Origin of the sequence: Enterobacter sp. ECC-019 (genome assembly GCF_043974075.1) — a bacterium.
In the GTDB taxonomy this organism is placed as follows: domain Bacteria; phylum Pseudomonadota; class Gammaproteobacteria; order Enterobacterales; family Enterobacteriaceae; genus Enterobacter; species Enterobacter asburiae_D.
The window spans coordinates 2,985,073-3,002,615 of sequence record NZ_CP143759.1; the positions used below are offsets into that span (position 1 = coordinate 2,985,073).

General features: G+C 53.1%; 19 protein-coding genes. 6 read left to right on the forward strand and 13 right to left on the reverse strand.

Going from position 1 to position 17,543, the window contains the following annotated elements; translation table 11 throughout:
* Positions 1-14: 14 nt before the first annotated feature.
* Positions 15-899, reverse strand: coding sequence for a MarR family transcriptional regulator (locus V1566_RS14200; protein WP_395303708.1), 885 nt, complete (start codon positions 897-899; stop codon positions 15-17).
* A gap of 277 nt (positions 900-1,176) precedes the next feature.
* On the opposite strand from V1566_RS14200, the gene V1566_RS14205 reads away from it, so the two are divergent.
* Positions 1,177-2,640: an EAL domain-containing protein gene (locus V1566_RS14205; RefSeq protein ID WP_395303709.1), complete on the forward strand. Its 1,464-nt coding sequence runs from the start codon at positions 1,177-1,179 to the stop codon at positions 2,638-2,640.
* Positions 2,641-2,668: 28 nt separating this feature from the next.
* On the opposite strand, the gene V1566_RS14210 is transcribed toward V1566_RS14205, so the two are convergent.
* Both V1566_RS14210 and V1566_RS14215 read right to left on the reverse strand, forming a co-directional pair.
* The gene (locus V1566_RS14210) at positions 2,669-2,941 is read right to left on the reverse strand and encodes a YqjD family protein (protein ID WP_395303710.1); all 273 of its coding nucleotides are present in this window, start codon (positions 2,939-2,941) and stop codon (positions 2,669-2,671) included.
* Positions 2,942-3,074: 133 nt separating this feature from the next.
* On the reverse strand, positions 3,075-3,551 hold the full coding sequence (locus V1566_RS14215; RefSeq protein WP_395303711.1) for a GNAT family N-acetyltransferase: 477 nt from the start codon (positions 3,549-3,551) through the stop codon (positions 3,075-3,077).
* Positions 3,552-3,641: 90 nt separating this feature from the next.
* Between V1566_RS14215 and V1566_RS14220 the strand changes: the two genes are divergently transcribed.
* Positions 3,642-4,604, forward strand: a complete 963-nt coding sequence (locus tag V1566_RS14220; RefSeq protein WP_395303712.1) for a LysR family transcriptional regulator — start codon at positions 3,642-3,644, stop codon at positions 4,602-4,604.
* On the opposite strand, the gene V1566_RS14225 is transcribed toward V1566_RS14220, so the two are convergent.
* The 5 genes from V1566_RS14225 to V1566_RS14245 are packed head-to-tail and all read right to left on the reverse strand — an operon-like array spanning position 4,559 to position 7,602.
* Positions 4,559-4,774, reverse strand: a complete 216-nt coding sequence (locus V1566_RS14225; RefSeq protein ID WP_148245184.1) for a helix-turn-helix transcriptional regulator — start codon at positions 4,772-4,774, stop codon at positions 4,559-4,561. The genes V1566_RS14220 and V1566_RS14225 overlap by 46 nt on opposite strands.
* 2 nt (positions 4,775-4,776) lie before the next feature.
* The gene (locus V1566_RS14230) at positions 4,777-5,310 is read right to left on the reverse strand and encodes a DUF2975 domain-containing protein (protein ID WP_395303713.1); all 534 of its coding nucleotides are present in this window, start codon (positions 5,308-5,310) and stop codon (positions 4,777-4,779) included.
* Positions 5,311-5,335: 25 nt separating this feature from the next.
* On the reverse strand, positions 5,336-5,683 hold the full coding sequence (locus V1566_RS14235; RefSeq protein ID WP_395303714.1) for a hypothetical protein: 348 nt from the start codon (positions 5,681-5,683) through the stop codon (positions 5,336-5,338).
* Entirely contained in the window at positions 5,670-6,785 is a 1,116-nt protein-coding gene (locus tag V1566_RS14240) for a serine hydrolase domain-containing protein (protein WP_395303715.1), read from the reverse strand. The genes V1566_RS14235 and V1566_RS14240 overlap by 14 nt, the downstream gene beginning before the upstream one ends.
* A 10-nt stretch (positions 6,786-6,795) precedes the next feature.
* Positions 6,796-7,602, reverse strand: coding sequence for a MipA/OmpV family protein (locus V1566_RS14245; RefSeq protein WP_395303716.1), 807 nt, complete (start codon positions 7,600-7,602; stop codon positions 6,796-6,798).
* A gap of 215 nt (positions 7,603-7,817) precedes the next feature.
* On the opposite strand from V1566_RS14245, the gene V1566_RS14250 reads away from it, so the two are divergent.
* Positions 7,818-8,711, forward strand: a complete 894-nt coding sequence (locus V1566_RS14250) for a LysR family transcriptional regulator (protein ID WP_395303717.1) — start codon at positions 7,818-7,820, stop codon at positions 8,709-8,711.
* 5 nt (positions 8,712-8,716) lie between these two features.
* Here V1566_RS14250 and V1566_RS14255 read toward each other — a convergent pair whose 3' ends face one another.
* The 4 genes from V1566_RS14255 to V1566_RS14270 all read right to left on the reverse strand — a co-directional run bounded on the left by V1566_RS14255 (position 8,717) and on the right by V1566_RS14270 (position 11,405).
* Entirely contained in the window at positions 8,717-9,307 is a 591-nt protein-coding gene (locus V1566_RS14255; RefSeq protein ID WP_395303718.1) for a LysE family translocator, read from the reverse strand.
* Positions 9,308-9,603: 296 nt separating this feature from the next.
* Positions 9,604-10,470, reverse strand: coding sequence for a GyrI-like domain-containing protein (locus V1566_RS14260; RefSeq protein ID WP_395303719.1), 867 nt, complete (start codon positions 10,468-10,470; stop codon positions 9,604-9,606).
* Between the two features lie 63 nt (positions 10,471-10,533).
* The gene (locus tag V1566_RS14265) at positions 10,534-11,037 is read right to left on the reverse strand and encodes a YbjP/YqhG family protein (RefSeq protein WP_395303720.1); all 504 of its coding nucleotides are present in this window, start codon (positions 11,035-11,037) and stop codon (positions 10,534-10,536) included.
* Positions 11,037-11,405 carry a hypothetical protein gene (locus V1566_RS14270; RefSeq protein ID WP_395303721.1) on the reverse strand — a complete coding sequence of 123 codons (369 nt, stop codon included), beginning with the start codon at positions 11,403-11,405 and terminating at the stop codon, positions 11,037-11,039. Before V1566_RS14270 ends, V1566_RS14265 begins: the two co-directional genes overlap by 1 nt.
* 230 nt (positions 11,406-11,635) lie before the next feature.
* Here V1566_RS14270 and V1566_RS14275 point away from each other — a divergent pair, with 230 nt between their 5' ends.
* The 3 genes from V1566_RS14275 (at position 11,636) to V1566_RS14285 (ending at position 14,913) form a co-directional block, all read left to right on the forward strand.
* Positions 11,636-11,911, forward strand: a complete 276-nt coding sequence (locus V1566_RS14275) for a metal/formaldehyde-sensitive transcriptional repressor (protein ID WP_003857256.1) — start codon at positions 11,636-11,638, stop codon at positions 11,909-11,911.
* 31 nt (positions 11,912-11,942) lie between these two features.
* The gene (locus tag V1566_RS14280) at positions 11,943-13,061 is read left to right on the forward strand and encodes an S-(hydroxymethyl)glutathione dehydrogenase/class III alcohol dehydrogenase (protein WP_029740540.1); all 1,119 of its coding nucleotides are present in this window, start codon (positions 11,943-11,945) and stop codon (positions 13,059-13,061) included.
* A 160-nt stretch (positions 13,062-13,221) separates the two neighbouring features.
* On the forward strand, positions 13,222-14,913 hold the full coding sequence (locus tag V1566_RS14285) for a methyl-accepting chemotaxis protein (protein ID WP_395303722.1): 1,692 nt from the start codon (positions 13,222-13,224) through the stop codon (positions 14,911-14,913).
* 116 nt (positions 14,914-15,029) lie between these two features.
* Here the strand turns inward: V1566_RS14285 and V1566_RS14290 are convergent, their stop codons facing one another.
* Positions 15,030-17,411 carry a glucose/quinate/shikimate family membrane-bound PQQ-dependent dehydrogenase gene (locus V1566_RS14290; RefSeq protein WP_395303723.1) on the reverse strand — a complete coding sequence of 794 codons (2,382 nt, stop codon included), beginning with the start codon at positions 17,409-17,411 and terminating at the stop codon, positions 15,030-15,032.
* Between the last annotated feature and the right edge of the window lie 132 nt (positions 17,412-17,543).

The following is a 17,543-nucleotide window of genomic DNA, read 5'->3' on the forward strand; positions in this document are numbered from 1 at the left end:
GAACGCCTGCTGGATTATACGGTTGACGCCACGTTGTGAGCGTGGCGTCGCTCTTTAGGGACAACGTTGATGTAATGCGTAACATACGCAAAATATAATCCGGCATAGTTTTCGACAAGTTCGATAAACGCCGGGTATATCGACATTCGACCATCACCACGATCTTTAAGATAACCCGCCTCTTGTGCCGATTTGATAATTCGGTTGACGTGGATGCGTGAAACGAAAAATTCTTTTGCGAGCGTGCTGGCCGAATAGTCAATAACCGCACCGTGAGCGGATTTGTTTTGCATGGCCTGCAGGTAAATATAAAGCATAATCATGCGGCCGCCATCCTTATCGATAAATAACCCCACTTCTGGCAAAACCTTTCTGAACGTTAATCCTCTAAAGAGATATTCTGCCGCGCGGCGGAAGAAGTTATTTCGCAAAATATCATTATCCAGTAGGTTAACATTAATATTAAATGCGGGGTAAAGAATGCTGACGGGCAAAAATGCGCCGGACATATAACGCTTAAGTTCATTCAAACCTTTGTCGGTTGGCGCGATTCTCGTTTTGCGTCGGTCTTCCGTGCAGCGCCAGGTCCTGATGCGCCCGGTGGTTCTCAGTATCGTAATGATCGCAATGACGCTGTTGGGGCTGGCTATCTTATAGCGAGAACATAACTCTTTTATCTCTGAAACTGACTCTGCCTGATTTCCAAAAATAAAACAACACATAGAGAGAATAATGTTAAATCGTGATTCCTGCAGCATGGTCTTGTAGAAAAGAGGTTGTTTTTTGTAGATGGTATCATTAATTGTGTAGTGCTGTAATATTGCCTCACCGAATCGCGGATTGTTCTTTATGACATCCCTTCGATGTAGCAAGGCCCTGGATGAGACGTGATTATCCATAGCATTTTTCTCGTATTTAAATGAGCCGATAGATGAAGTGTCCAGTCTTCTTTTTCGGAATTCTCATTATACCCTGAGAATGAGATATTTGCCGTTGTTATTTGCAAAGAAAAGTATATTTAAGCCGTGGTGATTAACGCAAAGATGTTCCAGTGAATGAGGCTGATAACTGTTTCTTACCCTGAGGCTTCAGGATAAAATTACTATTCTCAACATGTGCAACAAATTTAATTTATGCACAAATGGAAACGGCGCTTTTGGTGCCCAGGAGCAGGTTATGAACCACAATGTTTCTCTCAGAAATGGGGCGTGCGATGAACATAAATTTGTCGTTTCAGCCTGCGCTTACACATTCCAGGGATATCGTCAGATCCTGAGCAAGTACGGAATACAGGCCTCGCATATTCACTTTGAGGGCGATGACGTATCCCAACAGGATGTGGAAAATATCCTTATAAATCAGAATGCTCATGTTGTGGTGTTTCTCGGAAAGGGTATCGTTAATCTCCTGGAGAGCCTGAAGCGGCTGGCTTCCGTGCTCAATACGCTTCCCGTTATTCGACGCGTCACCCTGTATGGTGACATACCGGATGGCTGGCTGTACCGCACTCTGGGCAGTCTTTTAAATAACAGTTATCAATTGTCATTGATTCGTATTGCCCGCGTTTCAGATGCCATAACTTGTTCTCATACCCAACATCACGTTTTTAAGGACAGGTCATACTTATTACGCGATCGCTGCAGGGATAATTCTTCGCAAGAAAACGTAAAGTGGCTAACAAAAAGAGAGATTGACGTTTTATTAAATTTCTACCGCGGCATGTCCGTAAAGGAAATATGCGACGAAATGGGGCTTTCTAATAAAACGGTTTATACCCACCGTAAAGAAGGTGTGCTGAAGTTACGCTTAATTAAGCGATGGTTACACGATCCGCACAATTTTAAAGCGGAAGGGGGGATTAAACACCAGCGTCAAAAAACTGAGTTAACGGATAAGGAAACAGAAATATTTAATGCGCTACTTAAAAGAGAGATCTTCCCTGCCTATCAAATTATTACCGATCGTGACAAAAAAGGGGTAGGTTTTGAGATACTGATCCGCTGGAATAAAAACGGTAAAATTGTCAAGCCAGCCAGCTTTCTCACGGATATCTTAAATCATGAGATATGGTTAAAAATAACAGCGTTAGTTATCCATGCTGCCGTGTCGGGGATCAATAAGTATAATGGCAAATACTATTTTTCAGTGAATATTCCACCTCGCCTGGCGTCCGGAAATGCATTGCCTGATATGGCAAGGAAAGCTATCGACATGCTGCTCAAACCGCAATGGGCTGAAAAGCTGGTCTTTGAATTTGCAGAAGATATTGACGTGACGAAGGACAAAAGGATCCCTGAAACCATGCGGCATTTACGTAATACGGGGTGTCGATTGTTTCTGGATGACTGTTTTTCTAATCATCAAACCATGTTCCCGGTGCGGCAGGTGCATTTTGATGGACTCAAGCTGGATCGGGACATCATTGAGCATTTTGTGGCAAACGACAATGACTATAACCTGATTAAAGCGATACAGTTTTATAGCGACATGACCGGAACGGACTGTATTGCGGAGGGGGTAGATAGTGAAGAAAAGTTTGAGAAATTAGTCGCGATGGGCGTCAAAAACTTTCAGGGATATTATTTATCTCGCGCCGTGAAAGAGGACGAGTTAGACCGCATGGTGAGGTTGTTTAGCTAAGGAAAATAAAGCCCCGAAGGGCCTTTTATTATTTTCGACCCAGCAGCAGGCCGAGAACAATACCGACCGCACCCGCTGCGACGAGGCCGGTGAGGGGGTTATTTCTGACAGCTTCAGTGACGTCGGAAACCGCATCACTGGCCTGCGCGGCATATTTTTTAGCCGCACCTTTGACCTGATGCTTTGGTGAATCTACAAATTCACCAAACTGCTGCTGCGCTGAACCTGCAAGTTCATCAAATTTATTTTTTGCTTTGTCTTCTGCAAACTGGGTGTTTTTATCAGTACCGATATCGGACATTTTTGCCTCCTTTTGTTGATAATTAAAGGATAGCTGCTCTTTGAGGAACTGAGAGACGAAAGGTTAATTTCGGCACCTGGCAGGGCTGTTTTCGGATATATCTCTGTGCGGGGGCTCGCACAGAGAGAGGCTGTTATTCGGCAAAACTCAGCAGCGCTTCGCCATCAAGACGATAGCGAACCCATTCGGACTGCGGCTGCGCGCCGATGCTCAGGTAAAAATCAATGGCGGGCTGGTTCCAGTCCAGCACGCTCCATTCAAGGCGGCCGCACTGCCGTTTTACCGCGAGCTGCGCGATATGTTTCAGCAGCGCTCTTCCCGCGCCTTTACTGCGATAATCCGGTGACACGTACAGATCTTCCATATAAATACCGCTGCGTCCGAGCCAGGTAGAATAGCTGGTGAAGAATACGGCATAGCCGGCGATCTTACCTTCACATTCCGCGATCAACGCTTCGGTTTGGCCGCCGGTGCCAAAGAGCGTTTCCCGGATCCCCTCCGGCGTGGTCACGACTTCTTCCGGCGCTTTTTCATACACCGCGAGCTCGTAGATCATGGCGTAAATTGCCGCCGCATCTTCGGGACGGGCCTGACGAATGGTTATGCTCATTGCTTTTCCTGTTTTTAAGCCTGTGTTTCGGTTGATGGCGTTAAGCATACGGCGTATTGTCCGAAGAATTAAGTGCAATGAAATCAACAAATGATGAATATTATGCATCCGGTACTGAGACGTCTTGATTTAAACCTGCTGCCCGTTTTCGACGCAATTTACCGCCACCGTTCCGTTCGGCTTGCCGCTGATGAGCTGTCGATGAGCACATCGGCATTGAGCCATGCGCTGTCGCGTTTGCGCATCACCCTTAATGACCCGCTATTTTTTCGGGAAGGGCATCGCATGTCCCCCAGCGTGTATGCCACTCAGCTTGCGCCTTCCATTGCCTCGGCATTGTCGTTCCTGAATCATGAGCTGACCCCGCAGCCGGAGTTTGACCCGGCCAACAGTACCGAAAGCTTACAAATTGGGATTACGGACTTTACCGCGCTGTGCATTTTCCCGGCGCTGATGTACAAACTGCAGCTTGCTGCCCCGGGTTTGCGTTTCGAATTGCGCTATCTGCCGCACAGCCCGGCGCTGACGGAACTGCTGGCGGGCGAAGTGGATCTCGCGCTGGGGTTCAGCACTCAGGATGATATCCGCCACCCGGAGCTGGAAGAGATCGACTGGTTTGAAGATGAATATGTGGTCATCAGCAACGCGCGCCGGACGCGTCTGACGCTGGAGGATTATCTCGCAGCCCGACATCTGGTGGTGACGCCATGGAATGAGAAGCAGGGCGTTCTGGACGTGCGGCTCGAACAGTTAGGCTATACCCGACAAATCGCGATCAAAACGCCGTCGATGCTCAGCGCGCCGTTTATCGTTGCGGAAAGCGACCTGCTGATGGCGATCCCCCGCTTTGCCGCTGAGAAGCTCACTGCGGCAGCGGACCTGAGGATTTTTCCTTTACCGTTTTCGATACGCACGTTTGAAGTGAAAATTTACTCACACAAACGCAGCGGACAGCGGGGCGCGACCCGCTGGCTTAAGGAAGAGCTGCAAATGCTGGCGCAGGCGCGTCATTCCGGGCTATCTGGCTCCCAGGAGAGGATGTCGCCGGGTTGACACTCTAGCGCCTCGCAAATTTTCGCCAGCGTATCAAAACGTATCCCTTTCACCTTGCCGGACTTGAGCAGCGACAGGTTTTGCTCAGTGATCCCTACAAAGGCTGCCAGTGCTCTGGACGTCATTTTCTTCTCTACCAGCATTTTGTCCAGATGAACCACGACAGCCATAATTAGATGAACTCCTTATTCTCTTCTTCCGCTTTGATCCCTTCGACCAGGGAGTGAAACGTTACCAGCAGCAAACCGCCTGTTAATAACAGAACAAAATCCCCAAGCAAAAGAGTGACCTGGTAGTAATGACCCGGCCACGCGATGGTCAGCGGGATCAGAAAGCGACAGACCGGCAGTGCGATCCCAAGGCTTAGCATCGCGAGGGCAATCTTGCGGACGCTGTTTGCCAGGACCCGGGAGAGGATCTGTTTTTGACGAACCTGTCGCGTGACGCTCATTCCTTGCCAGACAGCAAAGGCAAACAGCCCCGCCGGGAGATAAAGGATCGCCAACAGGAGTATCTGGCGGAGCGGCGAAACCGTCGAAACCGCCAGATTGTCATTCTGAACCTCAGCGAGCTTTAGCAGAGTGGAAATAAAAACCGACTCACCGGTGAAATAAATCCACAAAGGGGTGATTAATACCAGGATGAGAAAGAGCGGCAGCACCCCTGCGATGAGCACCAGACTGAGTTTATCCCTCGCACCATTCACGTCGAACCTTCCTGAATATTTCATATTATTTTAAGATCAGCATGCTCAAGCATGACATAAGCATCAACGCGATGGCAATCTTGCCGCCGTTCAGACAGTTAGCTTCGGGTTTCATCCAGGGTTTTGGCCACACGTGATACACGCTAAAGGCTAGATAAGATGCCTGAATCACCCAGGTGAGCATTCTGAAAAAGTAACCTGGAGTATTCAGATGGGTGATAGTTTGCATCATCTCCATGCTATACAGAATTATTCCCACGGTCAGCATTGTGTTCACCAGCCGAAGTTTATACTGCGCGGCCCACGTTCCGCACGCAAACAGCAGGGCCGAGATAAAGGTCAGTAGCGCCCAGAGAATGTCAATCCAGTTCATGATGCGCCTCTGCCGTATGCGATGGCTGGGTTAATAGCAGCCGTATGGCCGGGACAACCACCGGCCACGCGGTGTCGGAGAGGATCACCACGGCGCTTTTACGCTGTCGATCGAAGGCAATAGCGGAAGCGAACCCTGACGATTCACCATCATGCCAGGTGATATCACGCCCCTGAATGCGCGTGGTGAACCAGCCATAGCCCACACGTGAATCGGGATCGTCAGTCGCAAACTGCGGCGTCATTGCGTCGCTCCATGCGAGCTGGCCTGCCAGCAGCGACTGAGCGTAATGGGCCATGTCGACAATGGTTGAACGCACGCCTCCGGCAGGGGCAAATGCGTGCATTATCCACGGCGCTTCGCTCAGGCCGGAAGCGGACCGACCGTGCCGGTATGTGGAAGAGGCGGGCGCTGTATCACTGGCAACGACGGAGTCTGTCATGTGCGCCTGAGCGAATACTCGCGTTTGCAGGAGATCCGCAAAAGATTGATGCGATGCACGCGCCAGCGCCAGTCCCAGCAGCGCGTAGCCAGTGTTGGAATAGTCAAATCCGGCCGGGCGTTCGACGCTGGCTTTATTTACCATGTCTATTAATGTCTCCTCATCGAATTTCCAGAAATTGTCACGCAGGATGATGGTCTTAATAACCTGAAATTTCTCGGGTAACGACGTCGCCAGCTGCGGAAGGCCGGAGCGATGCGAAGCCAGCTGCGCCAGGGTAATATCGCTCGCCGGGCCTGCGATCTCCGGAATAAGTTCACTGACGCGGGTTTGCGGTGCTGCTTCGCCGCGTCGCTGCGCCTCAATCAGCAGGCTGCTGGTCATGGTTTTGGTCAGGCTGGCGATTTCATACTGTTTCGTAAAATCGCTGTCCCACAGGGCGTACTGCACGCCTTTCGGCGTGATAAGTGCGACGGCAACGCTGCCACGCGCACCACTGAGGAGTGGCGTCAGGAACGAGACGATGGTTGCATCACCCGTCTGGCGCGGGGACGGCGTGCTGACGCCCGGCTGCAGGTAGATGCCTGCGGCAATCAGCGACACAAAAACCACCCCTGCGGCTAACAATCGCCTGCGGCTGTATACATACTGTTTATTCATGGTCTGCGCCTCAGAACTCATACTGGATCATTGATGACAGGGTGTACTGCATACGGCTGTTAACCAGCGGGCTCTTACCCGCTTCATCAAGCAGGCAGGCTGCGCGACCGGTCACTCCAGCCGCCAGATTTTCACTGATGTGCCAGACCAGTTCGCCATCGACTCCAGCTTCCTGTAAACCCGATGAGGGGGAATACGCCTCAAACCCGGTGTGCTGAGACTGGCTCGCGGTGACGCCATAATGGCGCTGCTGATAGCCGCTGTTCGCCCAGGTGATGTCACCTGCGACCGAAAATTCGACGTCCGGCCCGCGCCAGAGGGTGGACTTTACGCCGCTGTTCACGGTCCTCGCCAGCTGCTGCGTCTCGCCACCGTACCGGTGTTTTTGCGTTGCGCTTAACGCGCGCAGCCATATCGTCCAGTCGTCGCGTTGATAACGCATTTCCGCGCCCGCCATCAGCATATCGGACATATCGCCCATTCCCTGGAGGTCACGGTTTTTTCGAGCGGAGAAGGGATAGTTAATTGTCTCTTTTCGACCCTCATCAGAGGCCAGCAGCAGGCTCACGGCAAACGGGGCGTCGGGGTGAAATGTCCATGCCACCCCCTCCGTGGAGAGATCCCATTGCCCCCAGTCTTTACTCTTCAGACTCAGGCCGCCCTTCAGCAGCGGTCCGGGTGCGTAATGCCGCGAACCCGAATAAACGGGACTGACCTCAACGCCCAGACCCGCGTAGCCGGACAGCTCCGCACTGTGTAAGGGGGCGCAAAGCACGATCCCTGCGATCGAAACGCCATACAGCAGACTTCTTTTCATTCAATGCCTCTCCTGGCAAAGGGTAAGGTGAAGTGCGTGCAGGCTAGCCTGGCGTTTATCGTAAAACAATAAGCATTTATTGTTTTACACTAAAATTAGTAGGTGTGCTCTCACGCTCACGATAAAAAGAGATGCGGCCGGGGAGGAAAGTACGATATCGTAACTCTATGATTGAATGAGAAGTTCGTAGGAACGCCGTCGCAACAGGACGATAAATGATTGATGACATCCGTTATCTGATAGTGTTTGCAAAGATTGCTGAGGCAGGATCCATTTCAGGTGGGGCAGAAGCGTTAGGGCTTACAACCGCTACGGCAAGCACGCATTTATCAAAGCTGGAAAAAAATCTTGGCTGCGCGTTGCTCTACAGAAACACGCGTAAACTCTCTTTGACTCACGATGGCGCAAATTTGCTGGAAACGGCCAAATCGATGCTGGCGCTGTATGAGCAGGGGGTCATTGAATTTAAGCAGCGTTCGATATCAACGGCGAATAAGCTTACTGTTTCACTTCCTGCCGTTTTTTTGAAGAGTGCGTTTACCCGGCATTTGGCCGATTTTATAAAACGTCATCCGGGCATTTTACTGAATATCTCTTACAGTGATACGCGCAGAGATATTATTGCCGACGGTATTGATGTTGCATTTCGAATCGGCGAACTTCCGGACAGTTCACTGAAAGCGCGCCATCTTTTCGTGCTGCCGCGTCAGGTAGTTGGTTCCCGTGATTTACTCAGCCATTACCCGACGATTACGCATCCTGATGATCTGGCGCAACTGCCATGGATTGGACTCAATATGAGGTCGAATAACCGCGAGTTCCGGCATAAAAATGGGGAAGTGGCCGTCGTAACGTATACGCCTGGGGTGTATGTAGATAATGTCGAAGCCGCTTATGCCCTTGCCAGGCAACAAATTGGTCTCGCCGCACCTCCCCGCTATTTAAGCGAAGAGGACGTTAATCGCGGAGAAATGCAGGAAATACTCCCCGACTGGTCATTAGAACCGCTGAAAGTCTATGCCGTATGGCCTTCTAATATGTCGACCAGCAGTATTGCCTACAAATTGATTAATGATATTTATAATGCGTTTGAGTTTCACACATTATAAAGGGTTTAAAATGCTAAAGAGAGCATGTAACACGCCGTAATAAGCAGCAATCCGCCCATCAACACGTTAAACGTACGGATCTGCTGTGTGCTCCTGAGCAGCACCGACACTTTTTCTCCCATCAATGCCCATGCAGAAAGCGACAGATAACAGACTAAAAAATAGACCGCTATAAAGATGAATGCTGCCGCAGGGTTTGAGGGTTCGGAAAACATTGCTGCCCCTGAGGCGCACGCGGTCCATGCTTTTGGGTTGATCCATTGCATTACAAAACCCTGAACAAAACCGGGTGCATTCGTTTTTGTTAATGACATATCGGGCCGGGACGACGCTATCTTATAGCCCAGATACATTATAAATAAAGAACCGGCAATATTAAGATACCGGAAAAACACAGGATATTTTTCGATTGCAGCGTAAAAACCGAAACAAATAAAGATAAGTAATAACGTAAACCCTATCGTTGCACCGGAGACAAATGAAAAGGTCTTTCTAAAACCGTGAACGGCCCCTGACGATATAATTACCATATTAACGGGGCCAGGAGAAAATGAAAGCGTCAGTGAAAATATAAACATTGTGAAAATGAACAGCATTTTATCTCCGTGGGTTGGTTTATCTGCAGCACATGAACTGTGATTTTTTAGAAGACTATCTGGTAACGTTCATCAGAGTAAGTGGCTTTTGTCTAAAGGTGTGTTTGATTTTTCGCACCGATCGCGCAGGCGCGGGTGGCCCATAAGCGACAGGTTTTCAGTTGCTATCTTTGATCTGAAAATTTAATCGGTGGACAGCGGGGGCGACTCGCTGGCTTAAGGCGCAGGCTGGCAGGAGACTGTAGGCCGGGTAAGCGCAGTGCCACCCGGCAGAAATGGCGGTCAATAAGGGAGAGTCAATTTAACGGCAGGTAGATATCCGTTTGCAGCGCATGTTCCGGCACCTCGTGAATGAAGTTGAGGTAGTGGAAAAATACCGGGGCATCGCGCAGCGTTTCGCCGCTGGCCGGTAGCCAGTCGCGAAACATCGCCCACACCGTGGCGGAAATAGTATCCAGAGAACCCGTGTGACGGCATACGGCGTAACGTCCGCCGTCGATTTCGCCACTGGAAACCCCAAATTCATTTTCTGGTATCGCTTCAGCGATACTGCCGCAGATATCGAAACGAAAGGCGTCTGCGGGCGTGGTTGTCGGGTCATCCCAGGCAATACCAAACGTGCTGCTTTCGTGTACTGGCGATAGGCCCGTGCTTTTACGCCAGGCAATAAATTTCGCCGCGCTGTCATTTACCCGATCCGGGTTGCCACGGTGCTGCAGCATTGCCACTTGGGTCTGTGGGAAATCGACAATCTTAATTTCCATCGTTTTTTGCTCCTGAAAGGTCATTTTCGGTACGCGCTGGTGCCAGTTCAGCCAGTCCGGCTGCTGCCGAAACTGACGCGGGCTTTTTCCAAACGCGTTTCTGAAGGCGCGACTGAACGATTCAGGGCTCTGGAACCCGGCATCGAGCGCAATATCAATCACCTTATCCTGAGAATTAAACGCCAGTCGCCAGGAAGCATGACGCAGACGCAGCCACTGGATATAGCGATATAAAGGCTGGCCGCTAAACGCCAGAAACTGCCGGTGAAAATGATAAGGCGAACAGCAGGCTAACGCGCTGAGCTTCTCCAGCGTAAGCGGTTCATCGAGATGGTTGGCGATATAGTCGCACACCATCGTGAAGCGCTCGCGGTAGGCCGTTTTGATTGCATCGTTCATTGCATCCTCCTGATGACCCACTTTGCCTCACCGAACGGCCAGAATCCTGACCGATCTTGCTGATTATGGAGAGGTTATACTGGCGGCATAACGTTGTGCGGCAGCAATCGCCCTGTCGTCAAAAATGTATTGTTCAAAATGATGGCTCGCATCGGTGACACGATAAATTTTCCACTTACCGTCTTCATTGCGCAGATACACGTTTAACCGCTGTTTCTGTCCATTACCTGCACCCAGCTCAACGTTAACAACTTTTCCGGACGCAGAATTTATCGCGTTGCTTACACTTAGGTCAGGGAGCCACTCCGCCGCATAGTCCTGCGTATAGGTAAAATAGTCGGAACCGATAATTTCCTGCTCATAGAGAGAGGAAATTTTCTGCAGTCGGAGGAGCGTGTCTTGCGCAACATAGTCACGCATTTTTGGTGAATCGAGATTATCTTCTTTACTGTCTGTGACGAAAGCCGTGAGGTAGAACATATAAAAGTCATGTGTACGTTTTTCAGGCATATCCATTTGTGTTGCGCATCCTGTCAGCAACAGACACATCAAAAGAAGGTTACGCATCAGCTTTTCCTGTAAATTTTGTAAGCAGGGCGTGCGGAGCGATATCCCGGACCACCCCACATATCTCTTTGTCTGAAATCAGAGTACCAGGTAGTGCCGTCATAAATCGCCATGTGACCCGCAGGATTACCGCCATCATAGGGCTGAATAACAACCACATCGCCTTCCTGTAATGTTTCACCTTGCCCTAAAACTCGAAAACCTGCTCGTTCAGGGTTACTGCCATAGTCTTTTGCGTTAGGTGCATTTCCAATATCTACACCACCTGCACGTATTGCCTTACGCGTAAATTCTCCACAGCGTCTTTGCGATGAAGTGCCGGCATTCTGGCGTGCGTGCAGGGCTGCTGCGTGTTTGTTCCATGCCATGTATTAACTCCTGCTGGATATGAAAACGCCACTAAACAACGAGAGCTTCATTTCGGTTAGGCAAATAATGTTATTAAATAATTATATATTTCAGTAAGTTAATTATCACCACATTTTATTTACCTAGTTGATGAGCTGCAGTAGATGCGCTGTTGTTGCAAGCTGAAATGGAAGGTTTACATCGCCAGGTAAATAAAATACCATACCCCCCTATAGTACCAGGAGGGCGTATGCCGCATTCACCCGAAGATAAAAAACGTATTCTTACCCGCGTCCGTCGCATTCGGGGCCAGGTTGATGCCCTTGAACGCGCGCTGGAGTCGGGCGACCCCTGTCTGGCCATCCTGCAGCAAATCGCCGCCGTGCGCGGGGCTGCCAATGGCCTGATGGGCGAAATGGTTGAAATTCACCTCAAAGATGAGCTGGTAACGGGGGAAACCACGCCGGATCAGCGAGCCGTACGCATGGCGGAAGTCGGCCATTTGCTGCGCTCTTATCTAAAATAAACCCACACACCTGACAAAAAGGGAAGAAATGATGAAATCTCGCGCTGCTGTCGCATTTGGCCCCGGCCAGCCGCTCAAAATCGTCGAAATCGACGTGGCACCGCCGAAGAAAGGCGAAGTGCTGATCAAAATCACCCATACCGGCGTGTGCCATACCGATGCGTTTACGCTGTCGGGGGACGATCCTGAAGGCGTCTTCCCGGCGGTACTCGGCCATGAGGGCGGCGGGATTGTGGTGGAAGTGGGCGAGGGCGTGACCAGCCTGAAACCGGGGGATCACGTGATCCCGCTGTACACGGCGGAATGCGGCGAGTGTAAGTTCTGTAAATCCGGTAAAACCAACCTCTGCCAGGCGGTTCGCGCGACTCAGGGGAAAGGGCTTATGCCGGACGGCACCACCCGTTTCTCGTATAACGGCGAGCCTGTTTATCACTACATGGGCACCAGCACTTTCAGCGAATACACCGTTTGCGCGGAGATTTCGCTGGCGAAGGTAAACCCGCAGGCACCGCTGGATAAAGTCTGCCTGCTGGGCTGCGGCGTGACCACCGGTATTGGCGCGGTGCATAACACAGCAAAAGTTAAAGAGGGCGATACCGTTGCGGTGTTCGGTCTCGGCGGCATTGGTCTGGCGGTGATTCAGGGCGCGGTGCAGGCGAAGGCCGGGCGTATCATCGCGGTCGACACCAACCCGGAGAAATTCAAGCTGGCGGGTGAAATGGGCGCGACCGATTTCGTGAACCCGAAAGATCACGAAAAACCGATTCAGGACGTCATCGTTGAGCTGACCGACGGCGGCGTTGACTTCAGCTTCGAATGTATCGGCAACGTGAACGTGATGCGATCCGCGCTGGAGTGCTGCCACAAAGGCTGGGGCGAGAGCATCATCATTGGCGTGGCCGGTGCGGGTCAGGAGATTAAAACCCGTCCATTCCAGCTGGTCACCGGGCGCGTATGGCGCGGCTCCGCGTTTGGCGGCGTGAAGGGGCGTACCCAGCTTCCGGGTATGGTTGAAGATGCCATGGCCGGCAAGATCCAGCTCGATCCGTTTATTACACACCGTTTACCGCTGGAGCAGATCAACGAGGCGTTCGATCTGATGCACGAAGGAAAATCCATCCGCACCGTCATTCATTTCGGCGACAAGTAACTCTTCTGCCAGCGGTTTTTCGCCGCTGGCGTTTCTTTAATAATCTTCTCTAAAGTGTGACCAGTGCGGCGTTTTTAGCCGTAATCTAAATCCCCACCGTGCCGATGACTATTTAACAGGCGTGTTTTTACGCATCTTACCTACAAGAGAGTCGACGGTCATGGACAACACTACTTCGATGCCGGCGCAGCGCAAGCTGGGCTTCTTGCATCACATCAGGCTGGTTCCGCTGTTTTCCTCCATTCTCGGTGGCATTATTCTTCTGTTTGCCTTGAGCTCGGGTCTGGCGGGTTATTTCCTGCTGCAGGCCGATCGCGATCAGCAGGATGTCACATCCGAAATTCAGGTGCGTATGGGGCTGTCGAACAGCTCAAACCATCTGCGAACCGCGCGTATCAACCTGATCCACGCCGGTGCGGCAAGCCGTATCGCGGAGATGGATGCGATGAAGCAGAACATCAGCGAGGCGGAAACGCGCATTAAGCAGTCCCAGGAGAGCTTTACCGCCTACATGAATCGCGCCGTGCGTACCGCTGAGGGCGCAGCGCTGGATGAAGATCTCAAGGCGCGGTACGACGCCTATATCGCGGGCATGCAGCCGATGGTGAAATTCGCCAAAAACGGCATGTTCGAAGCGATTATCAACCACGAAAACGAAACGGCGCGCCCGCTGGATGACGCATACAACGCCGTGCTGCTGAAGGCGATTAAGATCCGCACCGATCGCGCCAATGCGCTGACGGCGCAGGCGCACAGCCGCACGCAGCTGGGCCTGATGTTTATGGTGGGCGCGTTTGCCCTGGCGCTGGTGCTGACGGCGATGACCTTTGTTGTGCTGCGCCGTACGGTAATCAATCCTTTGCAGCGTGCAGCGAAACGTATCGAGAATATCGCCAAAGGCGATCTGACGATGCCGGACGATGTGGCCGGGCGCAGCGAAATTGGCCGCCTGACGCGCGATTTGCAAACCATGCAGCACTCGCTGGAAAACACCGTGGGCACCGTACGTCAGGGGGCGGAGGAGATCTACCGCGGCACCAGCGAGATTTCAGCCGGTAACACCGATCTCTCTTCGCGCACCGAGCAGCAGGCTGCGGCCATCGAGCAGACCGCCGCGAGCATGGAACAGCTGACCGCAACGGTGAAACAGAACGCCGATAACGCCCATCATGCCAGCAAGCTGGCGGAAGATGCCTCCGGTAAAGCCAGCCGCGGCGGACAGATGGTCTCCGGCGTGGTCAAAACAATGGGCAATATCTCCACCAGTTCGAAGAAGATCTCTGAGATTACCGCCGTGATTAACAGCATTGCGTTTCAGACCAATATCCTGGCGCTTAACGCGGCGGTAGAAGCGGCGCGTGCGGGTGAACAGGGGCGCGGGTTTGCCGTGGTGGCAAGCGAAGTCCGAACCCTTGCAAGCCGCAGTGCGAATGCCGCAAAAGAGATCGAAAGCCTGATCAACGAATCGGTTTCGCTGATTGACCAGGGCTCCGGTGAGGTTGTCGCCGCCGGTAACACCATGAATGAAATTGTCGACGCGGTGAAACGCGTGACCGACATCATGCTGGAGATTGCCGCAGCGTCCGATGAACAGAGCCGTGGTATTGTCCAGGTGAGCCAGGCGATTTCTGAGATGGATAAAGTGACCCAGCAGAACGCCTCGCTGGTGGAAGAGGCCTCCGCGGCGGCGGCGTCTCTGGAAGAACAGGGCGCGCGACTGACCGAGGCGGTCGGGGCGTTTCGTCTGAGCGGTGCAAAGCCGGGCCGGGCGGTGATGTCTGCGCCAGTGGCGAAGAACGCACCGTTGCGCCCGGCGGCGACGGTTTCCGGGGATAACTGGGAGACGTTCTGAGTGGCGTGTTTTGTCGGGTGGCGGCTTCGCCTTACCCGACCTACTGGCATTTGTAGGCCCGCGTAAGCGAAGCGCCACCGGGCAAAAAAAGGGACCTTTCGGTCCCTTTTCACATCTTATTTTTTATCGGGTAACGCGTACGCGATAACGTAATCACCGCGATCCGGAGACTGGCGAGCGCCCCCGGCGTTGATGATGATGTACTGTTTACCGGTTCTCGGCGACACGTAGGTCATCGGGCCAGACTGGCTGCCGACCGGCAGACGGTCTTTCCAGATCTCTTTCCCGGTGGCGGTATCAAACGCGCGCAGGTAGAAATCCTGCGTGCCGGCAAAGAACAGCAGGCCAGACTGGGTAGAAAGCGATGCGCCCAGCGTCGGCATACCGATCGGGATTGGCATGTGCATGCGAATGCCCAGCGGGCCGGTATCTTCCACCGTGCCGACAGGGACCTGCCACACCAGCTTGCCGGTTTTCAGGTCAACCGCCGACATGGTGCCGAACGGCGGCTTTTGGCACGGAATGCCCAGCGGCGACAGGAAGCGTTCGCGCATCGCGCCGAACGGCGTGCCGTCCATCGGTACGATACCCATCTCGATGCCGCTGGCATTTTTCGCCACGTTAGCGCGCGGCACCATGTAGTTTGCCAGCCCCAGGCGCATATCGTTGACGAACATCAGGCTGTTGTTCGGGTCAAAGGAGACGCTGCCCCAGTTCATCCCGCCGAGAGAGCCAGGGAACTGCAGGGAACGGTCGAGACCCGGCGGGGTGAAGACGCCCTGATGACGCATCTCTTTAAACTGAATGCGGCACAGCAGCAGGTCAACAGGCGTCGCCCCCCACATGTCGGATTCGGTCAGCGTCTGGTTGCCAATCATCGGCATGCCCACGGAGTACGGCTGGGTCGGAGAGTAGCGTTCACCTTCAACGTTACCCGCCGGAACGGGACGTTCCTCTACCTTCGCCACCGGCTTGCCGGTTTCGCGGTTAAGCATGAAGATCATGCCCTGCTTGCTGGTCTGAACCAGCACAGGCGTGGTGCCGCCTTTACCGTCTGGCAGATCGTACAGCAGTGGCTGGGAAGGCAGGTCGAAATCCCACAGGTCGTGGTGGGTGGTCTGGAAATGCCAGCGCACCTGACCGGTGGTCGCGTCGACGGCGACGATGGAGGAGCTGTATTTATCGTCGAGCGCGGTACGTTCGCCCGCCCAGAAATCCGGGGTGGCGTTGCCGGTTGGCAGGTAGATCAGGTTCAGCTTAGCGTCGTAAGACATCGCTGACCAGACGTTCGGCGTGCCGCGCGTGTAGGTCTGGCCTTCCGGCGGCAGGCCGGTCAGGTTCGGATTACCCGGATCCCACGCCCACGCCAGCTTACCGGTGTGAACGTCGTAGGCGCGCACCACGCCCGGCGGTTCGCCGGTGGAGAAGTTATCCGCGACGCGACCGCCGACGACAACGACATTCCCGGCGACCAGCGGCGTGGAGGTCTGCTGATAATACCCGGGCTTGATCTCGCCCATGCCGACGCTCAGATCCACGGTGCCATGGTCGCCGAAGTCTTCGCAGACCTTGCCGGTATCCGCGTTGATGGCAATCAGGCGGGCGTCGGTGGTCGGCAGGAACAGGCGGCGAGGGCATGCCGCAGGCGGTGTCTCCGCCTGTGACATTGTCACGCTGGAGTGGTCTTCAAAATAGCCCAGACCGCGGCAGCGCTGCCAGTTAGGGGCCGTGGCTTTGGAATCATAACGCCATTTTTCTTTACCCGAATCCACGTCCAGCGCCAGCACCTTACTGTATGGGGTACAGACATACAGCGTGTCGCCAACCTGTAAGGGGGTGTTCTGATCTTCCGCGCCGGAGCCGTTGCTCTGCGGAATATCGCCGGTGTGCGCAACCCAGGCGACCTTCAGATCGCTGACGTTTTGCTTGTTAATCTGGTCCAGCGCGGCGAAACGGTCGCCGTGAGTGGTATTGCCCCAGTGCTCCCAGTTCTTTTGCTGCTCGCCGGGTGCGACGGGTTTAACCGGAACGGGCTCGTTCGCAGCCACGAGGGTTTGGGGCTTAAACATCCAGCCGAGGCTGACCAGCATGGCCACCGCGAGCACGGCCGCGACGCCAAAAGCGGGCGCCTTGTTCGCGGCGCTGTGGTTCGCAGCACGCAGGAAAGGCCAGACGATGGCGCAGAGGAAGGCCAGTACGGCAAAGGTAAACAGGCGAGAGAAGAGCGGCCAGAAATCCCAGCCCGCATCGCTTACCGCCCAGAACAGCGAGGCAATAAACGCGATGCTGTAAAGTGCGATCCCGCTGGTGCGATTGAGGAAAATCAGGATCGCGGCAATCACCATGACCACGCCCATTATCAGGAAGTATCCACTCCCGCCTACGGTGGCGAGCTTAAAGCCCAACCCGCCGACCGCCAGACCGATGAGTATCATCAGTCCGGCAAGAAGCCACTGCAGAATACGAGGTATCCCGCGCGGCGCGCTGCCAAATGCCATGTCTTTCTCCTTTCGAGCCCCCCACCGTGTCGGGTGTGTACCAGTTGGGTAATAATTGCGGGAGGAATAATGATTAATACGAGTGAATTCGGTTTTATAAAATGATTTGCGAACCATTTGGTGAATTCACCG